Source organism: Streptomyces sp. 35G-GA-8, assembly GCF_023534745.1.
Classification (GTDB): Bacteria; Actinomycetota; Actinomycetes; order Streptomycetales; family Streptomycetaceae; genus Streptomyces.
Window position 1 is genome coordinate 218,544 of sequence record NZ_JAMHJQ010000009.1, and the last position, 16,414, is coordinate 234,957.

General features: G+C 69.7%; 11 protein-coding genes. 6 read left to right on the forward strand and 5 right to left on the reverse strand.

Going from position 1 to position 16,414, the window contains the following annotated elements; genetic code table 11:
* Positions 1–98: 98 nt before the first annotated feature.
* Both M1203_RS22095 and M1203_RS22100 read right to left on the reverse strand, forming a co-directional pair.
* Positions 99–1,199, reverse strand: coding sequence for a metallophosphoesterase (locus M1203_RS22095; protein ID WP_283958878.1), 1,101 nt, complete (start codon positions 1,197–1,199; stop codon positions 99–101).
* Between the two features lie 479 nt (positions 1,200–1,678).
* Positions 1,679–2,791 (reverse strand): LacI family DNA-binding transcriptional regulator, encoded by a 1,113-nt coding sequence (locus M1203_RS22100; protein WP_249951504.1) that lies wholly within the window; start codon positions 2,789–2,791, stop codon positions 1,679–1,681.
* Positions 2,792–3,160: 369 nt separating this feature from the next.
* Between M1203_RS22100 and hisC the strand changes: the two genes are divergently transcribed.
* From hisC to M1203_RS22125, 5 genes are all read left to right on the forward strand, one after another.
* The gene (gene hisC, locus M1203_RS22105) at positions 3,161–4,255 is read left to right on the forward strand and encodes a histidinol-phosphate transaminase (protein WP_249951505.1); all 1,095 of its coding nucleotides are present in this window, start codon (positions 3,161–3,163) and stop codon (positions 4,253–4,255) included.
* 308 nt (positions 4,256–4,563) lie between these two features.
* The gene (locus M1203_RS22110; RefSeq protein ID WP_249951506.1) at positions 4,564–6,072 is read left to right on the forward strand and encodes a cytochrome ubiquinol oxidase subunit I; all 1,509 of its coding nucleotides are present in this window, start codon (positions 4,564–4,566) and stop codon (positions 6,070–6,072) included.
* Between the two features lie 15 nt (positions 6,073–6,087).
* A complete protein-coding gene (gene cydB / locus M1203_RS22115; RefSeq protein WP_249951507.1) occupies positions 6,088–7,083 on the forward strand; it encodes a cytochrome d ubiquinol oxidase subunit II in 996 nt (331 codons plus the stop codon).
* Between the two features lie 150 nt (positions 7,084–7,233).
* Positions 7,234–10,875, forward strand: a complete 3,642-nt coding sequence (cydD, locus tag M1203_RS22120) for a thiol reductant ABC exporter subunit CydD (protein ID WP_249951508.1) — start codon at positions 7,234–7,236, stop codon at positions 10,873–10,875.
* A gap of 20 nt (positions 10,876–10,895) precedes the next feature.
* The gene (locus M1203_RS22125) at positions 10,896–12,599 is read left to right on the forward strand and encodes a GAF domain-containing sensor histidine kinase (protein WP_249951509.1); all 1,704 of its coding nucleotides are present in this window, start codon (positions 10,896–10,898) and stop codon (positions 12,597–12,599) included.
* A gap of 139 nt (positions 12,600–12,738) precedes the next feature.
* Here M1203_RS22125 and M1203_RS22130 read toward each other — a convergent pair whose 3' ends face one another.
* Positions 12,739–13,668, reverse strand: a complete 930-nt coding sequence (locus tag M1203_RS22130; RefSeq protein ID WP_249951510.1) for a Cof-type HAD-IIB family hydrolase — start codon at positions 13,666–13,668, stop codon at positions 12,739–12,741.
* Between the two features lie 158 nt (positions 13,669–13,826).
* Between M1203_RS22130 and M1203_RS22135 the strand changes: the two genes are divergently transcribed.
* The gene (locus M1203_RS22135; RefSeq protein WP_249951511.1) at positions 13,827–14,726 is read left to right on the forward strand and encodes an LLM class flavin-dependent oxidoreductase; all 900 of its coding nucleotides are present in this window, start codon (positions 13,827–13,829) and stop codon (positions 14,724–14,726) included.
* Positions 14,727–14,763: 37 nt separating this feature from the next.
* On the opposite strand, the gene M1203_RS22140 is transcribed toward M1203_RS22135, so the two are convergent.
* A complete protein-coding gene (locus M1203_RS22140; protein ID WP_249951512.1) occupies positions 14,764–15,324 on the reverse strand; it encodes an RNA 2'-phosphotransferase in 561 nt (186 codons plus the stop codon).
* 134 nt (positions 15,325–15,458) lie between these two features.
* Positions 15,459–16,370 (reverse strand): MerR family transcriptional regulator, encoded by a 912-nt coding sequence (locus M1203_RS22145; protein WP_249951691.1) that lies wholly within the window; start codon positions 16,368–16,370, stop codon positions 15,459–15,461.
* Between the last annotated feature and the right edge of the window lie 44 nt (positions 16,371–16,414).

The following is a 16,414-nucleotide window of genomic DNA, read 5'->3' on the forward strand; positions in this document are numbered from 1 at the left end:
CGGAAACGGAGGAGAGCCTGCTACGGATAAGGCGATGGTAGGGCTGTTGTGGCGGGGCGTGACAGGGGGTTTGGGGAATTCACCTGTCACACATCGATTCAGTCGTTCAACGGAAGCTGTACGACCAGCAGCTTTCCCGCCATGGTGACGCCGCCGTCCATCGCGATGGCGAGTCCATCGGCATATACGTGTGGCCCTTCCACTACCGGGCCCGTGTCGCCTTCGTCATCCGAAGCGTCTTCTGTACCGACTTCGCCGAGCAGATAGGGAATGGGGCTGTGTCCGTGGACGACGCGCTGTCCGCCGTACTGGGAAAGCAGTTCGCGGACGGCCCCCGGCCCGCCGTCGTCACGGAACGCGAAGCGTTTGGTGAGCTTACGGAACAAATCCCAGCATTCGTCGGCGTCATTGCGGGTGAGGATCTGATGGACGGTGTCGTTGACGTCCTCGATGGTGGATCCGTAGTCGAGATAAGCCGTTGTGTCGGAGTGCATCAGCAGATGCTCGTCCTCCTCGACAACCGCGTCGAGCCGGGACATCCATTGCAGATGGACATCCTGGAGGCGCTCCATATCGGTCCGCTGGCCGCCGTTGAGCAGCCAGGCGGCCTGGAATGTGGCGGTGCCCGCGCCTGAGCTGACGGGCGTGTCGCCGAATCGCTTGGCGCCGATGAGCAGCAGTTCGTGATTGCCCATCAGGGCCTTGCAGTAGCCGCCGGCGGCCGCGGCCTCCGCGGAGAGCCGCATCACGAGATCGATGACACCGATGCCGTCGGGGCCGCGGTCGGTGAAGTCGCCGAGGAACCAGAGCCGGGCGTTGCCGGCCGCCCAGTTGCCGTCGGCGTCGATGAGGTCCTGCGCGGCCAGCGCGGCGACGAGTTCGTCGAGATAGCCGTGCACATCGCCGACGACGTAGAGCGGGCCGCGGCCGTCGGCCGCCGACGGCTCCAGGGGGTCGACCCGTACCTGAACCGTGTCCCCCCGGTTGATCACCGGGAGATCGCGCTCGGTGGGGGTGTAGCCCTCCGGCGGTTCGTGGTCCGGGATCGCGTTGCCGGGATGCCCGGACGGGCCGTCAGCCGGTGTGCCGGACGGTCCGGGCTCTCCGGACTGCACGGGAACCTGCGCGTACGGCGGTACGCGGAAGTCGCGCAACGTCGCCGTCCGCACCACGGGTTCCTCGCCGGCCCCCTGTGTCATCGACCCCTCCACCACCGTCGCGCCGCCGTACACCTCTCGGGCCCGCCGGGCTGGATGGGGGTGAGCCCATCGCAGGTAGGACGAGGTCCGTGGTGTCGTGCGCCCATCATAGGAACGCCGCTCCCGCTCTGTGACGCACCAGGGGGGAGAATTCGGCGGGACCTCGGGTTCAACGGCTGTTTTCACGCCGATCGCCCGAATTGCGAAAAGGTCTGGTCCTTCTTCCGGCCTCTGGGGCGGCGAGTCTCCGGCACGGTTCGGCGAGTCGTCGAGGCTGTTCGGCGAGTTTCCGAGACTGTTCCGGCGAGTCGTGGGGCCGCCGGACGACCTCCGGGACCGTACGGCGGTTCTCCGACGGGACCGTACGGCGGCTCTCCGACCGCCCGGACAGGTCTCCGGGACCGCTTCCGGGGCCCGGGGACCGTACCGTCCGTCGTCCTCGGGCCTCGGTGCCTGTGCCCTGTGCCCTCTGCCTTCGGTCAGTCGCCCGCGGGGGACCGGGGCGCGCTGACCGTGGTGCGCGGGGGCCGCCGTTGGGAAGAGGTCCGGATGATCAGTTCGGTCGGTATCACCTGCTCGACCGGCCGGCCGTTGTCGATCCCCTCGATGGCGTCGATCAGGAGCTGGATGACGGCGGTGCCGATACGGCGCGGCTTGAGCGAGAGCGTGGTGATGGGCGGTTCCGTCGCGGCGTACACCGTGGACTCGCTGCAGCAGACCAGCAGCAGATCCTCGGGGACGCGCAGCCCGTAGCGCCGGGCGGCGGCGAGCAGGTCGGTGCCGTTGGGGTCGAAGAGACCGTAGACGGCGTCGGGGCGGTCGGGGCGGGCGAGCAGCCGGTCGGCGGCGACGGCCCCGGCGCACGGGTCGTGGGCGGGATAGGACTCGTAGACCGGGTCCTGGCCGACGCGCTCGCACCAGTGCAGATAGGCGGTGGTGGAGAGCCGGGTGTAGGTGTCCGTGGTGGTGCCGGTGAGCAGGCCGATCCTGCGTGCTCCGGCGGCGGCGAGATGGTCGAGCAGTTCGAGGACGGCCGCCTCGTGGTCGTTGTCGACCCAGGCGGTGACGGGGAGGGTGCCCGCGGGCCGGCCGTCGGAGACGACGGGAAGGCCCTGCCGGACGAGTTCGGTGACGACCGGATCATGGTCGGAGGGGTCGATGACGACGGTGCCGTCGAGGGCGACGTTCGACCAGACGTCATGGCGGGAGGTGGCGGGGAGGATGACGAGGGCGTAACCGCGGGCGAGCGCGGCGCTGGTCGCCGCCCTGGCCATCTCGGCGAAGTAGGCGAACTCGGTGAAGGTGAAAGGTTCATCCCCGTATGTGGTCACGGTCAGGCCGATGAGTCCTGACTTGCCGGTACGGAGGGTTCGGGCCGCGGCGGAAGGCCGGTAGCCGAGGCGCTCTGCGACTTCTCGGACATGGCGTCGGGTGGCGTCGGGTAACCGTCCCTTGCCGTTGAGCGCGTCCGAGACAGTCGTGATGGAGACACCGGCTGCGGCGGCTACGTCCCGGATGCCCGCCCGACTTTGCCGGCTGCCCCGGCGGGTTGTGTCCGTCCGGCTCACCTGGTGTTTCCCTGCTGCTGTCATGGCGAGCCGATAGTAGGGCGCTGAGGGGCGGTGGGGCCGGTCGCATATGCACCCGGCAGCAGGCACGTTTCTGCATGATCAAAAATAATCAACGTGCTTGGAAATCAAGGAGGTTGGTGGGTTTCGCATTGGTCTGCCATGCAAGGAGCGGCATGGACCTGTCGAAGGGCCCATGTTTCGAAGAGGTCTCAACTCACCTCTACGGGGGATGCGCGCCACGGCGCGGGCCACCGGCGCGCGCCAGGAAGGCGAGCGCGCCCCACCCCTGCGGGCTTTCCCGGTGCCCGCCATTCGCAGGGGCCCCGAATCCTCATAAGGTGAGCAGTATTGAAGATGTAAGGACCCGTGAACGGCCGAGGAGGACCTGCGGTGAGCGAGACGAGCCCCAAGCTGCGTGCCGAGCTGGACGGCATCCCCACGTACAAGCCGGGCAAGCCCGCGGCGGCCGGTGGACCCGTGGCGTACAAGCTGTCCTCCAACGAGAACCCCTATCCGCCGCTGCCCGGGGTCATGGAGCAGGCGATCTCGGCCGCCGGCGTCTTCAACCGCTACCCGGACATGGCGTGCACCGGCCTGATGAACGAGCTGGCCGACCGCTTCGGGGTGCCCGTCTCGCATCTGGCCACCGGCACCGGCTCGGTGGGTGTCGCCCAGCAGCTTCTTCAGGCCACCGCGGGCGCGGGTGACGAGGTCATCTACGCCTGGCGCTCCTTTGAGGCGTACCCGATCATCACGCAGATCTCGGGCGCCACGTCGATCAAGGTGCCGCTGACCGCCGGCGAGGTGCACGATCTGGACGCGATGGCCGAGGCGATCACCGACAGGACACGGCTGATCTTCGTCTGCAACCCGAACAATCCGACCGGCACGGTGGTGCGCAGGGCGGAGCTGGAGCGCTTCCTGGACCGGGTGCCCGGGGATGTGCTGGTGGTGCTGGACGAGGCGTACCGCGAGTTCATTCGGGCGGCCGAGGGCGGCGACGGTGCGGTTCCGGACGGGATCGACATCTATCGCGACCGGCCGAATGTGGCCGTCCTGCGTACCTTCTCCAAGGCGTACGGGCTGGCCGGTCTGCGGGTCGGCTTCGCGGTCGCCCATGAGCCGGTCGCCGCCGCGCTGCGGAAGACCGCGGTTCCGTTCGGTGTGAGCCAGATCGCACAGGAGGCGGCGATCGCCTCGCTGCGCGCCGAGGACGAGCTGCTGGGGCGGGTCGGCTCGCTGGTCGCCGAGCGGGAGCGGGTCTACCGGGGGCTGGTCGGGCAGGGCTGGACCGTGCCCGAGACACAGGCCAATTTCGTATGGCTGCGGCTGGGCGCGCGCACGCTGGACTTCGCCGCGGCGTGTGAGGCCGCCGGCGTGGTCGTACGGCCGTTCGCGGGCGAGGGTGTACGGGTCACGGTCGGCGAGAACGAGGCCAATGACCTCTTCCTGCGGACGGCCGAGGCGTTCCGCAAGGAGATGTAGTCCGAGTCGGCGTCGGAGCCGGAGCCGAAAGCTGGAGCCGGCCGGAGCCGGCTTCGGACGGGTGGGGCGGTCTCTTCGAGGCCGCCCTTCGGCGTTTCCGGGGGCCTCCTCCTGGACGTCCCCGCGGGCCTCTCCACGGGCCTCTCCGTGGAGGGGACCCCCCACGCGAAGATCCGGAAGGCTGTGCGACATAATGCTTGTGAATGTGAACGCTTTCACAAGCGTGTCCCGGTTCCTGACGTTACGCCCAGGGCAAATGGGGCAGGCCGCCGTCGCGGCGACGGCGATGTGATGTAAGGAGAGATGACGTGGATCTTGCTCTGGCGCCGGAGACCCTGGCGCGATGGCAGTTCGGCATCACCACCGTCTACCACTTCCTCTTCGTCCCCCTGACGATCTCGCTCGCCGCGCTCACCGCGGGGCTGCAGACCGCGTGGGTGCGCACGGAAAATCCGAAGTACCTCAAGGCCACGAAGTTCTGGGGCAAGCTCTTCCTGATCAATATCGCGATGGGTGTCGTCACCGGCATCGTGCAGGAGTTCCAGTTCGGGATGAACTGGTCCGACTACTCGCGGTTCGTCGGAGATGTCTTCGGAGCCCCCCTCGCCTTCGAGGCGCTGATCGCCTTCTTCTTCGAGTCCACCTTCATCGGGCTGTGGATCTTCGGCTGGGACAAGCTGCCCAAGAAGATCCATCTGGCCTGTATATGGATGGTCTCGATCGGCACGATCCTCTCCGCGTACTTCATCCTCGCGGCCAACTCCTGGATGCAGCATCCGATCGGCTACCGGATCAACAAGGAAGCCGGGCGGGCCGAACTCACCGACTTCTGGGCGGTGCTCACCCAGGACACGGCGCTCACGCAGTTCTTCCACACGCTCACGGCCGCCTTCCTCGTCGGCGGCGCCTTCATGGTCGGTATCGCGGCCTTCCATCTGGCCCGCAAGCGCCATATCCCGGTCATGCGGACCTCGCTGCGCCTCGGCCTGATCACCGTCATGGTGGCCGGACTCCTCACCGCGGTCAGCGGCGACACCCTCGGCAAGGTCATGTTCAAGCAGCAGCCGATGAAGATGGCCGCCGCCGAGGCGCTCTGGGACGGCGAGGCGCCCGCGCCGTTCTCCCTGTTCGCCTACGGGGACGTCGACAAGGGGCACAACGAGGTCGCCATCGAGATACCCGGGATGCTCTCCTTCCTCGCCAACAACGACTTCACCTCGCATGTCCCCGGTATCAACGACATCAACAAGGCCGAGCAGGAGAAGTTCGGCCCCGGCGACTACCGGCCCAACATCCCCGTCGCCTACTGGTCATTCCGCTGGATGATCGGCTTCGGCATGGCGTCCCTGGCCATCGGAGCGCTCGGGCTCTGGCTGACGCGCAAGAAGTTCCTGCTGCCGGCCGCTCTGCGGACCGGCGAGGACGAAGTGCCGAATCTGGTGCTCTTCCGGAACAAGGCGCTCAGCCCGAGATTCGCCAAGTGGTACTGGATCACCGCGCTGTGGACGCTGCTCTTCCCGCTGATCGCCAACTCCTGGGGCTGGATCTTCACCGAGACGGGACGCCAGCCATGGGTCGTGTACGGAGTGCTGCGCACCGCCGACGCTGTCTCCCCCGGCGTCTCCCAGGCGGAGGTACTCACCTCGATGATCGTCTTCACCCTGCTGTACGCGGTCCTCGCGGTCATCGAGGTCAGGCTGATGGTCAAGTACGTCAAGGCCGGGCCGCCGGAGCTCACGGACGCCGACCTCAACCCGCCCACCAAGATCGGCGGCGACCATACGGACGCCGACCGGCCCATGGCCTTCTCGTACTGAGGAGTTTGAGGAGCAATGGAACTCCACGACGTCTGGTTCGTTCTGATCGCCGTCCTCTGGACCGGCTACTTCTTCCTTGAGGGATTCGACTTCGGCATCGGGATCCTCACCAAGCTGCTGGCCCGTGACCGCAAGGAGCGACGGGTCCTCATCAACACCATCGGGCCCGTCTGGGACGGCAACGAGGTGTGGCTGCTGAGCGCCGGAGGAGCCACCTTCGCCGCCTTTCCCGACTGGTACGCCACGCTCTTCTCGGGCTTCTATCTGCCGCTGCTGCTCATCCTGGTCTGTCTGATCGTGCGCGGAGTCGCCTTCGAGTACCGGGCCAAGCGGCCCGCCGAGAGCTGGCAGCGCAACTGGGAGAACGCGATCTTCTGGACCTCCCTGATCCCCGCGGTGCTCTGGGGTGTCGCCTTCGGCAACATCGTGCGGGGCGTGAAGATCGACGCGCAGAAGGAGTACGTCGGCACCCTGGGCGATCTGCTCAACCCGTACGCGATCCTCGGCGGGCTGGTGACGCTGGCCCTCTTCACCTTCCACGGCACGGTGTTCGCCGCGCTGAAGACGGTGGGGGACATCCGGGTCAGGGCCAGGAAGCTGGCCCTGGGTCTCGGAGCGATCACCGCCGTACTGGCGCTCGGCTTTCTGATCTGGACCCAGGCGGACAACGGGGACGGCAAGAGCCTGGTCGCCATGGTCGTCGCCGTCGCGGCACTGGTCGCCGCCATCGGGGCCATCGCGGCGGGGCGTGAGGGCTGGTCGTTCGCGCTCTCCGGTGTGACGATCGTGGCCGCGGTCGCGATGCTTTTCCTGACGCTCTTTCCGAACGTCATGCCATCCTCGCTGAATGAGGCGTGGAGCCTCACGGTGACGAACGCCTCGTCGACCCCGTACACGCTGAAGATCATGACGTGGTGCGCGGGTATCGCCACTCCGGTCGTGCTGCTCTACCAGGGCTGGACGTACTGGGTGTTCCGTAAGCGGATCGGTACGCAGCACATCGCCGAGTAGCGACGGCGAAGGCGCCGGACAGCAAGGCCCCGGACAGCAAGGCGCCGGATGGCGAGGCCCCGGGCCGTAAGGGGTCAGACCGTACGGCGCCAAGGCGCGGGTCAAGGAAGAAGCGGCAGAGCGGCAGAGCAGTAGGAGTAGGTGTTTCACGTGAAACCAATCGACCCCCGTCTGCTCCGGTATGCCCGGGCCACTCGTTTCTTCCTGGTGGCCGTGGTGGTCCTTGGGGTGGCCGGCGCGGGGCTGGTCATCGCTCAGGCGATGCTTATCGCCGAGGTGGTGGTCGGCGGGTTCCAGCGCGGGTTCGACGGCTCCGATCTGCGTACTCCGCTGCTGTTGCTGGTCGCGGTCGCCGCCGGGCGAGGGCTGGTCTCCTGGCTGACCGAGCTCGCCGCCCACCGGGCGAGCGCCGCGGTCAAGTCGGAGCTGCGCGGACGGCTGCTGGAGCGGGCCGCTGAACTGGGCCCGGGGTGGCTGAGCGGCCAGCGCGTCGGTTCGCTGGTCGCGCTCGCCACCCGCGGGGTCGACGCGCTGGACGACTACTTCGCGCGCTATCTGCCGCAGCTGGGGCTTGCCGTGGTGGTGCCCGTGGCGGTTCTGGCCCGGATCGTCACGGAGGACTGGGTCTCGGCGGCCATCATCGTGGTGACCCTGCCGCTGATCCCACTGTTCATGGTGCTCATCGGCTGGGCCACCCAGGCCCGGATGGACCGTCAGTGGCGGCTGCTGTCCCGGCTGTCGGGGCACTTCCTGGATGTGGTCGCAGGGCTGCCGACCCTCAAGGTCTTCGGCCGGGCCAAGGCCCAGGCCGAGGCGATCCGTACGATCACCTCGGAGTACCGGCAGGCCACCCTGCGCACGCTGCGGATCGCCTTCCTGTCGTCATTCGCGCTGGAACTGCTCGCGACGCTGTCGGTGGCGCTGGTCGCGGTCACCATCGGGATGCGGCTCGTCCATGGCGAACTCGATCTGTACACGGGGCTGGTGGTGCTGATCCTCGCGCCCGAGGCCTATCTGCCGATCCGGCAGGTGGGGGCGCAGTACCACGCGGCGGCCGAGGGGCTTTCGGCGGCCGAGGAGATCTTCACGGTGCTGGAGACCGAACCCCCGGCGGGCGGTACGGGGGAGGTGCCCGGAGTGCCCCGCCTGGAGCTGGACGGGGTGACGGTCCGCCATCAGGGGCGTACCGAGCCCTCGTTGGACGAGGCCACGCTGACGGTCGAGCCGGGGGAGACGGTGGCTCTGGTCGGCCCCAGTGGCATCGGCAAGACCACCCTGCTCAATGTCGTCCTCGGTTTCGCCGCACCCGACGAGGGCCGGGTGCGGGTCGACGGCCGCGATCTGGCCTCCCTCGATATGGAGCGCTGGCGCGAACGGATCGCGTGGGTGCCGCAGCGGCCGTATCTCTTCGCCGGGACGATCGCGGAGAACGTACGGCTGGCCCGGCCGGACGCGGATGACACGGCCGTGCGGGACGCGCTGCGGGACGCGGGGGCGTACGACTTCGTGGCGGCGCTCCCGGAAGGACCGGACACCGTGCTCGGCGAGGACGGGGCGGGGCTCTCGGCGGGCCAGCGTCAGCGGCTCGCGCTGGCCCGCGCCTTCCTCGCGGACCGGCCGCTGCTGCTGCTTGACGAGCCCACGGCGGCGCTCGACGGCGAGACGGAGGCGGGCATCGTCGAGGCGGTGCGACGGCTGGCCGTGGGCCGTACGGTACTGCTGGTCGTCCACCGGCCCGCGCTGCTCGCGGTGGCGGACCGGGTGGTGACCCTCGTGGAGCGGGCGCGGCACCGCGAACGTAGGGCCGGATCCGCGCGGCCGGAGCCGTCCGAGCTGTCGGCGTCCATGGAGCGGCCCCTGACGCCCATGGCGTCGGTGGGGTCGGTGGGGTCGGCGATCGAGGAGTCCGGACCCGGGCTCGGACTCGGTGACCTCCCCGCGCTGCCTCCGCCCGGCGAAGAGCACGCCGTACGGGGGGACGGCGGAGGTGGCGCAGAGCGCGGGCACGGTGGACATACCGGTGCGCGGGCCCCGCTCGCGCGGATGCGGGCCGCCGCCGGTGCGCTCCGTGGTCGCTTCGTGCTCGCGCTGGTCCTCGGGAGCTGCGCGCTCGGTTCCGCCGTCGGGCTCATGGCGGTGTCCGGCTGGCTCATCTCCCGCGCCTCCGAGCAGCCGCCCGTTCTCTATCTGATGATCGCGGTGACGGCGACCCGCGCCTTCGGTATCGGGCGGGCCGTCTTCCGGTACGCCGAGCGGATCGTGTCGCACGACGCGGTCCTCAGGATGCTCGCCGACCTCAGGGTCTCCGTGTACCGGAGGCTGGAGCGCATCGCGCCCGCCGGTCTGCGCGAGACCAGGCGCGGCGATCTGCTGTCCCGGCTGGTCGCCGATGTGGACGAACTCCAGGACTACTGGCTGCGCTGGCTGCTCCCGGTCGGCTCCGCCCTGCTCGTCGGGGTGGGCGCGGTCGGATTCACCGCGTGGCTGCTGCCCGAGGCAGGCGCCGTACTGGCCGGTGGGCTGCTCGTCGCCGGCGTGGGCGTACCGCTGCTGAGCGGTGTCTGCGCCCGCCGGGCCGAGCGGCAACTCGCCCCGGCACGGGGACTGCTGGCCACCCGCGTCGCCGATCTGCTCAGCGGCGTCGCCGAGTTGACCGTCGCGGGCGCGCTGAAGAGCCGGATGCGCCGGACACGGGAGGCCGACGGGACACTGACGGCCATCGCCTCCCGCGGCGCGAGCGTCAACGCCCTCGGCGGCGGGCTCTCCGCCCTGGTCTGCGGACTGACCGTCGCCGCGGCCGCGTATGCGGGGGTCGGGGCCCTGGCGGACGGACGGCTCGCGGGCGTCGAACTGGCCGTGGTCGTTCTGACCTCCCTCGCCGCGTTCGAGGCGGTGACGGGGCTGCCGCTCGCCGTGCAGTACCGGCAGCGCTCCCGGCGCAGCGCGGAGCGGGTGTGCGAGGTGCTGGACGCGCCCGTACCCGTACAGGAGCCCGAGCGGCCGGCCGCCGCTCCCGTATCGCCGTTCCCGCTGGAGGTGCGCGGGCTGGCCGCGCGGTATCCGGGGCAGCGGCGGGACGCGCTGAGCGGCTTCGATCTGACCCTGACCGCCGGAAAACGGGTCGCCGTCGTCGGGCCTTCCGGTTCGGGCAAGACGACGCTTGCTCAGGTACTGCTGCGCTTCCTGGACGCGCGCGAGGGTGGCTGCCGGCTCGGCGGTACGGACACGGCCACGCTCGACGGGGACACCGTCCGCCGGTTCGTGGGGCTGTGCGCCCAGGACGCGCACCTCTTCGACAGTTCGGTACGGGAGAACCTCAGGCTCGCCCGTACGGACGCGACCGACGACGAACTGCGCGACGCCCTGCGCCGGGCCCGGCTGCTCGACTGGGTCGACGCCCTGCCCGCCGGACTCGACACGCTCGTCGGTGAGCACGGCGCACGGATCTCCGGCGGCCAGCGGCAGCGGCTCGCGCTGGCCCGGGCGCTTCTCGCCGACTTCCCCGTGCTGGTCCTCGACGAGCCGGCCGAGCATCTGGACCTGGCGACGGCCGACGCGCTGACCACCGATCTGCTGGCGGCGACCGAGGGGCGGACGACGCTGCTCATCACCCACCGTTTGCAGGGCCTTGACACGGTTGACGAGGTGATCGTGCTCGATGGCGGTCGTCCCGTACAGCGCGGCACTTACGCCGAACTGGCCGCTGAGGAGGGACCGCTGCGCCGGATGCTGGACCGGGAACGCGCCGGAGACCTCCTGGAAGCCCAGAAGTCGACTTTCCCTGCCAAATAGGACTTATTAGGCTCATGGGCATGGACGTGCCCGAACCCAAGGACCCCCTCGAAGCCGCGATCCGCGCGGCGACCAGCCTTGAGGGCCTGTCCGCCGAGACCGCCGCGCGCGTGCCGCAATTGCTGGAGGCGATGTGTTCGGTCGGTACCGGACTCGGGCAGCACTCCACGCTCGACCGGATCTGTGAGACCGCGGCCGAACTCGCCGACGCCCGGTACGCGGCGATCGGCGTGGTCGACGAGGAGGGCGAGGGCCTTTCCGACTTTCTGACCTATGGGGCCGGCGAGGAGGTGGCCCGGCGGATCGGACGCAGACCGGACGGACGGAGCGGCCTCCTCGGCGCGCTGATCAGGACCCCCGACCCGATTCGGCTCAGAGATCTGACGACCGATCCGCGCGCCGTCGGATTCCCGCCGGGCCACCCGCCGATGCGGACCTTCCTCGGCGTCCCGATCCGGGCCAGGGAGAGGACCATCGGCAACTTCTATCTGGCGGAGAAGGCGGGTGGGGGCGAGTTCGACGACAGCGACCTGCGCCTGTTGCGGGTGCTTGCCGCCGAGGCGGGGGTGGCCATCGGCAACGCCCGGCTGTACGAAGCGGCGCGGCAGCGTGAACGGTGGATCGAGGGTTCGGTCGCCGTCACCACCGCCCTCCTCTCCGGCGGTGACGCCGACGACGCGCTCACCGTCGTCGCGGAACAGGCCGGCAGACTCTCGGGTTCGACCATGGGCGCGGTGATGCTGCGCGCGCGGAACGGCGGCCTGGAGATCGTGGCCGTCTCCGCCGACCATCCGGTGATGAGGGTGGGGTACCGCGTCCCGGCCAACGCCCCCGCCGCCGCGGCTCTGCTGGCCGGTGAATCCGTCTTCGTGGACGACGCCGCCACCGACCCGCGCCTGGTGACCAGGCTGGCCTCCGAGTTCGGTCCCCTCATGCTGCTGCCGCTGCGTACCGACGGGCGGGTGCTCGGCGCGCTGGTGATGCCGCGCGCGCCGGGCGCGCGTCACTTCAGCAGGCGGGAACGCTCGCTGGCCAGGCAGTTCGCCTCGCAGGCGGCGCTGGCCCTGATGATGGCCGGGGCACAGCGGGACCGGGAACGGCTGGCCGTACTGGAGGACCGCGACCGGATCGCACGCGACCTCCACGATCTGGTCATCCAGCGGCTGTTCGCCACCGGGATGACGCTGGAGACGGCCCAGCGCGGTGAGGTGGCGCCCGAAGTGCACCACGGCATCGAGAAGGCGGTCGCGGAACTGGACGTGACGATTCAGGAGATCCGTACGGCCATCTTCGCGCTCCAGCAGGGACCGGCCGAGGCGCCGCCAGGGATGCGTACCCGAGTGCTGCGGGAGATCAATATGGCCGCGGTCCCCCTGGGCTTCCGGCCCACCCATCGCTTCGTCGGCGCGGTCGACTCCGTCGGCGAGCTCGCCGGGAAGAACCTGATCGCCGCGCTTCGGGAGGCCCTTTCCAATGCCTTCCGGCACGCGCACGCCACCCGGATCGAAGTCGTCGTCGACTGCACGGTGCTCCTTCCCGACGGCGGGCGGGGGGTCCGGCTGTCGGTCGCCGACGACGGGGTGGGCATTCCGGCGGGCGGGCGGCGCAGCGGACTGCGCAACCTCAAGCGACGGGCGGAGTCGCTGGGCGGATCGAGTACGTGCGAGCCGGGGCTCGGGGAGAGCAGACGCGGTACGACGGTGGTGTGGGAGGTCCCACTGTGAGGTCCTGCTGTGAGGTCCTGCTGTGAGGTCCCGCTCCAAGGGGGCTCACCGCTCCTCACCGCTGCTCTTCACCGGTGTGCCTCATGCGGTCCGCTCGGGGCCTGTTTGCTCGGGGCCCGTTCGGTCAGGGCCTGTTCGCTCAATGTCCCTCTGCTTGACGGCGGGCCACGATCTGCTCGATGACGATCGCGACGCCGTCCTCGTTGTTGGTGACCGTACGTCCGGAGGCGGCGGCCAGTACGTCCGGGTGGGCGTTGCCCATCGCGTACGACGTCCCGGCCCAGGTCAGCATCTCCAGATCGTTCGGCATGTCGCCGAAGGCGACGACCTCGTCGGAGGAGATGCCGCGCTGGGCACAGCAGAGCGCGAGCGTGCTGGCCTTGCTGACCCCCGGGCCGCTGACCTCAAGGAGCGCGCTGGGGCTGGAGCGGGTGATGGTGGCGAGGTCCCCCACCGCCGTACGGGCCACGGCGAGGAAGCCGTCGGGCGTCAGATCGGGGTGGTACGCGAGCAGCTTCACCACGGGCGCGGCGGACTCGTCCACCGTTCCCGTTTCCGGTCCCTGCTCTTGTATCGGCTCGTGCACCTGCCCCTGTACCTGGAGCAGCTTCTCCGCGGTGGCGACGGTCGCGCCCGGATCCTGGTGGAAGGGCGGATACGCCGGCTCGTAATGGATGCCCGTGGTCAGTTCGACGGCGAAGGTCGTGCCGGGCGCGGCGTCGCGCAGCGCCTGGACGACGGCCAGGGCGATTTCGCGCTCCAGCGGGCGGACCTGCAACAGCTTTCCGCCGGCGTGCAGATCCACGACCGCGGCGCCGTTGGCGCAGATCGCCATCCCGTGGCCGTGCACATGCTCGCTGACGACATCCATCCAGCGGGCCGGGCGGCCGGTGACGAAGAAGACCTCGATACCGGCCCGCTCGGCGGCGGCGAGCGCGGCGATCGTGCGGTCCGAGACGTACTTGTCGTCGTGTAGCAGCGTGCCGTCGAGATCGGTGGCGATCAGCCGGGGTCTGGCGGGGAGCGGGGAGTCGTCGGGCACGGGCGCGGGTCCATTGGGCGAGGTCACTCGTCCATTCTCCCGTACGGATACGCACGGGCGTGCGGAGGGGCGCACATCTGAGTGGGCCCCGGGTGCGCGCTCGGTTCCGTCCCCGGTCGTCCCCGGTCATCCCCGGTCGTCCCCGGCCGGACCTGCGCTCCGTACGCACCCGTATCGTCAGGGGCATGCGTCTGAGTACCGTGATCCTGCCCGTCCGCCGCTGGCACGACGGAGGCCGTGACGACTGGCAGCGAGCCGAGCGGCTCGGCTTCCATACCGCGTACACCTACGACCATCTGTCCTGGCGGACCTTCCGCGACGGGCCCTGGTTCGGGGCCCTGCCGACCCTGACCGCGGCTGCCGCCGTCACCGAGCGGCTGCGGCTGGGCACCCTCGTCACCTCGCCGAACTTCCGGCATCCGGTGACGCTCGCCAAGGACCTCATCTCGCTCGACGATGTCTCGGACGGCCGGATCACCTTGGGGATCGGAGCGGGTGGCACCGGCTTCGACGCGACGGTGCTGGGGCAGGAGCCATGGACGCCGAAGGAGCGGGCAGACCGGTTCGCCGAGTTCGTGCCGCTGCTCGACCGGCTGCTGACCGAGGACTCCGTGACATACGACGGGACGTACTACTCGGCGGTCGAGGCGCGTGGCATCCCGGGGTGTGCGCAGCGGCCCCGGCTGCCCTTCGCGGTGGCGGCCACCGGACCGCGCGGTATGAAGCTCGCCGCCCGGCACGGTCAGTCCTGGGTGACGACGGGGGACCCGAAGCTGTTCGAGACGGGTACGCCGGAGCAGTCGCGTGCCGCCATCAGCGGGCAGATCGAGCGGCTGGGCAAGGCCTGCTCGGAGATCGGGCGGGAGGTGTCCGAGGTGGAGAAGATCCTGCTCACCGGATTCACCCCGGACCGTAATGGCCCGATGGGGTCGCTCGACGCGTTCGTGGACTTCGCGGGCAGGCACTTCGAACTGGGCATCACCGAGATCGCGGTGCACGCACCCATCCCCGACTCGGAATTCGCGGCCGACCAGCGGGTCTACGAGCGGATCGCCACCGAGGCGCCGACCCAGCTCCAGCGGTAGCGCGCCTCCGGGGGCTCTCTCGGGGCTCCTCAACTCGTCAGCCCTCAGTCGGAAAGCGCAGATACCGCGGCGGTACGGAGTCGGTGAGCCAGACGCCATTGGCGCTGACGTGGAACACCAGCCCGTCGCGGTGCATCGCTCCGGCGTCCACCGGCAGGACGACGGGCCGGCCGCGGCGTGCGCCCACCCGCGTCGCGGTCTCGCGGTCGGGCGAGAGATGGACGTGGTGGCGGTCCATGGGGCGCAGCCCCTCCGCCCGGATCGCGTCCAAGTTGCGGGCGACCGTGCCGTGGTAGAGGTACGCGGGCGGCTGTGCCGGGGCCAGCTCCAGGTCGACGGCGACGGTGTGGCCCTGGTTGGCGCGGATCCGGTCGCCGTCGATGGTGAAGCGACGCTTGTCGTTGACGGCGACCACGTGATCCAGCTCGGCACGGCTCAGCCGGAAGCCGTGCGCGGCGGCGGCGGTCATCAGCTCATCGACGGGCACCCAGCCGTTCGCGTCGAGGGTGATGCCGATGCGCTCGGGCTGGTGGCGCAGATGTTTGGCGAGGTACTTCGACACCTTCACGATGCGTCGTTCGTCGGATACTCCGGTCATCGCACCAGCGTGACCGGTGGTGCTGTCCGGCGCCACTCTCATTTCACATTGCTGACGGTGCGTAGGTTTGATCCACAGTCAACTTTGTTTATCCACAGGCTATTTGGCGAATCTGTGGATAACCACCGGGCTATTTAACCTATTTGATCAATTTGTCCTGTATATCTGTGGGTTGAGGTGAGGTCGTCCAAGGTCCTTGCCTGGACCTCGCGTTCGGTGGCCGCGGCGACGAAGGACGCCACTCGCTCCCGGCCAACAAGCTTCTCCACAGCCTGGATCGTTTCGGCGGGCAAGGGCACGGACCGGGTCCCGGAGGGGCCAGAGGGCGGGGCGTCCACCGCCAAGTGTTGATGGAGGTGGCGGGTGGCGAACAGTCGCATCGCGCGGGCCAGTTCCGCGTCGACCGACTGCCGCGCCAGCGGCCGCATCCGGCGCACCAGCGCGGCCGCCTCGGCCGCTTCCGCGTCCGTCGGAGGGCGGTGACCGAGATAGCGGGCGAAGACATGCTCAGTGGTGAACTCCAGGAAACGGGAGGCGATGTGCTCGACCTGACCGCGAAGCTCCCGCAGATGTCCGGAGATCGCGGGCAGTGGTACCCCGGCCGCGTGCAACTCCGCTGCCACGGCGAGCTCCTGGGGGCTGGGGACGAGGAAGGCGTCATCCCGGCCCGGGATACGTTCCAGCACGCCCAGCTCCAGGGCCTCCTCGACGGCCGCGTCGTCGCGCGCGCCGCCGAACCGCTCGTCCAGTTCCGCCCGCGAGATGCTGGCCGTCTCCTCGTCGGTCCATGGTCCGTGCACCTCGGCGACGAGCCCGAGCACCCCGCCCAGCCCGCGTCCGGCGTCCCATGCCTCCAGCAACTCCTTGATGGAGGCCAGGGTGTAGCCCCGCTCCAGCAGATCGGCGATCTGCCGCAGCCGGGCGAGATGGGTGTCGTCGTACACATTGGCCCGGCCGCGCCGCTCGGGCCTGGGCAGCAGCCCGCGGTCCTGGTAGGCGCGGATCGTACGGACCGTGGCGCCGCTCGCCTGCGCGAGACCCTCGATCCGGTACTCGGCGCCGGTCTCGGACCGCGGCTCGGACCGCGGCT

Excerpts from the sequence above, each read along its gene's own strand:
- M1203_RS22125 (WP_249951509.1), top strand. The coding sequence starts at position 10,896 with ATGGACGTGCCCGAACCCAAGGACCCCCTCGAAGCCGCGATCCGCGCG.
- cydB (WP_249951507.1), top strand. The coding sequence starts at position 6,088 with ATGGAACTCCACGACGTCTGGTTCGTTCTGATCGCCGTCCTCTGGACC.
- M1203_RS22135 (WP_249951511.1), top strand. The coding sequence starts at position 13,827 with ATGCGTCTGAGTACCGTGATCCTGCCCGTCCGCCGCTGGCACGACGGA.
- M1203_RS22095 (WP_283958878.1), bottom strand. The coding sequence starts at position 1,199 with ATGACACAGGGGGCCGGCGAGGAACCCGTGGTGCGGACGGCGACGTTG.
- M1203_RS22100 (WP_249951504.1), bottom strand. The coding sequence starts at position 2,791 with ATGACAGCAGCAGGGAAACACCAGGTGAGCCGGACGGACACAACCCGC.
- M1203_RS22140 (WP_249951512.1), bottom strand. The coding sequence starts at position 15,324 with ATGACCGGAGTATCCGACGAACGACGCATCGTGAAGGTGTCGAAGTAC.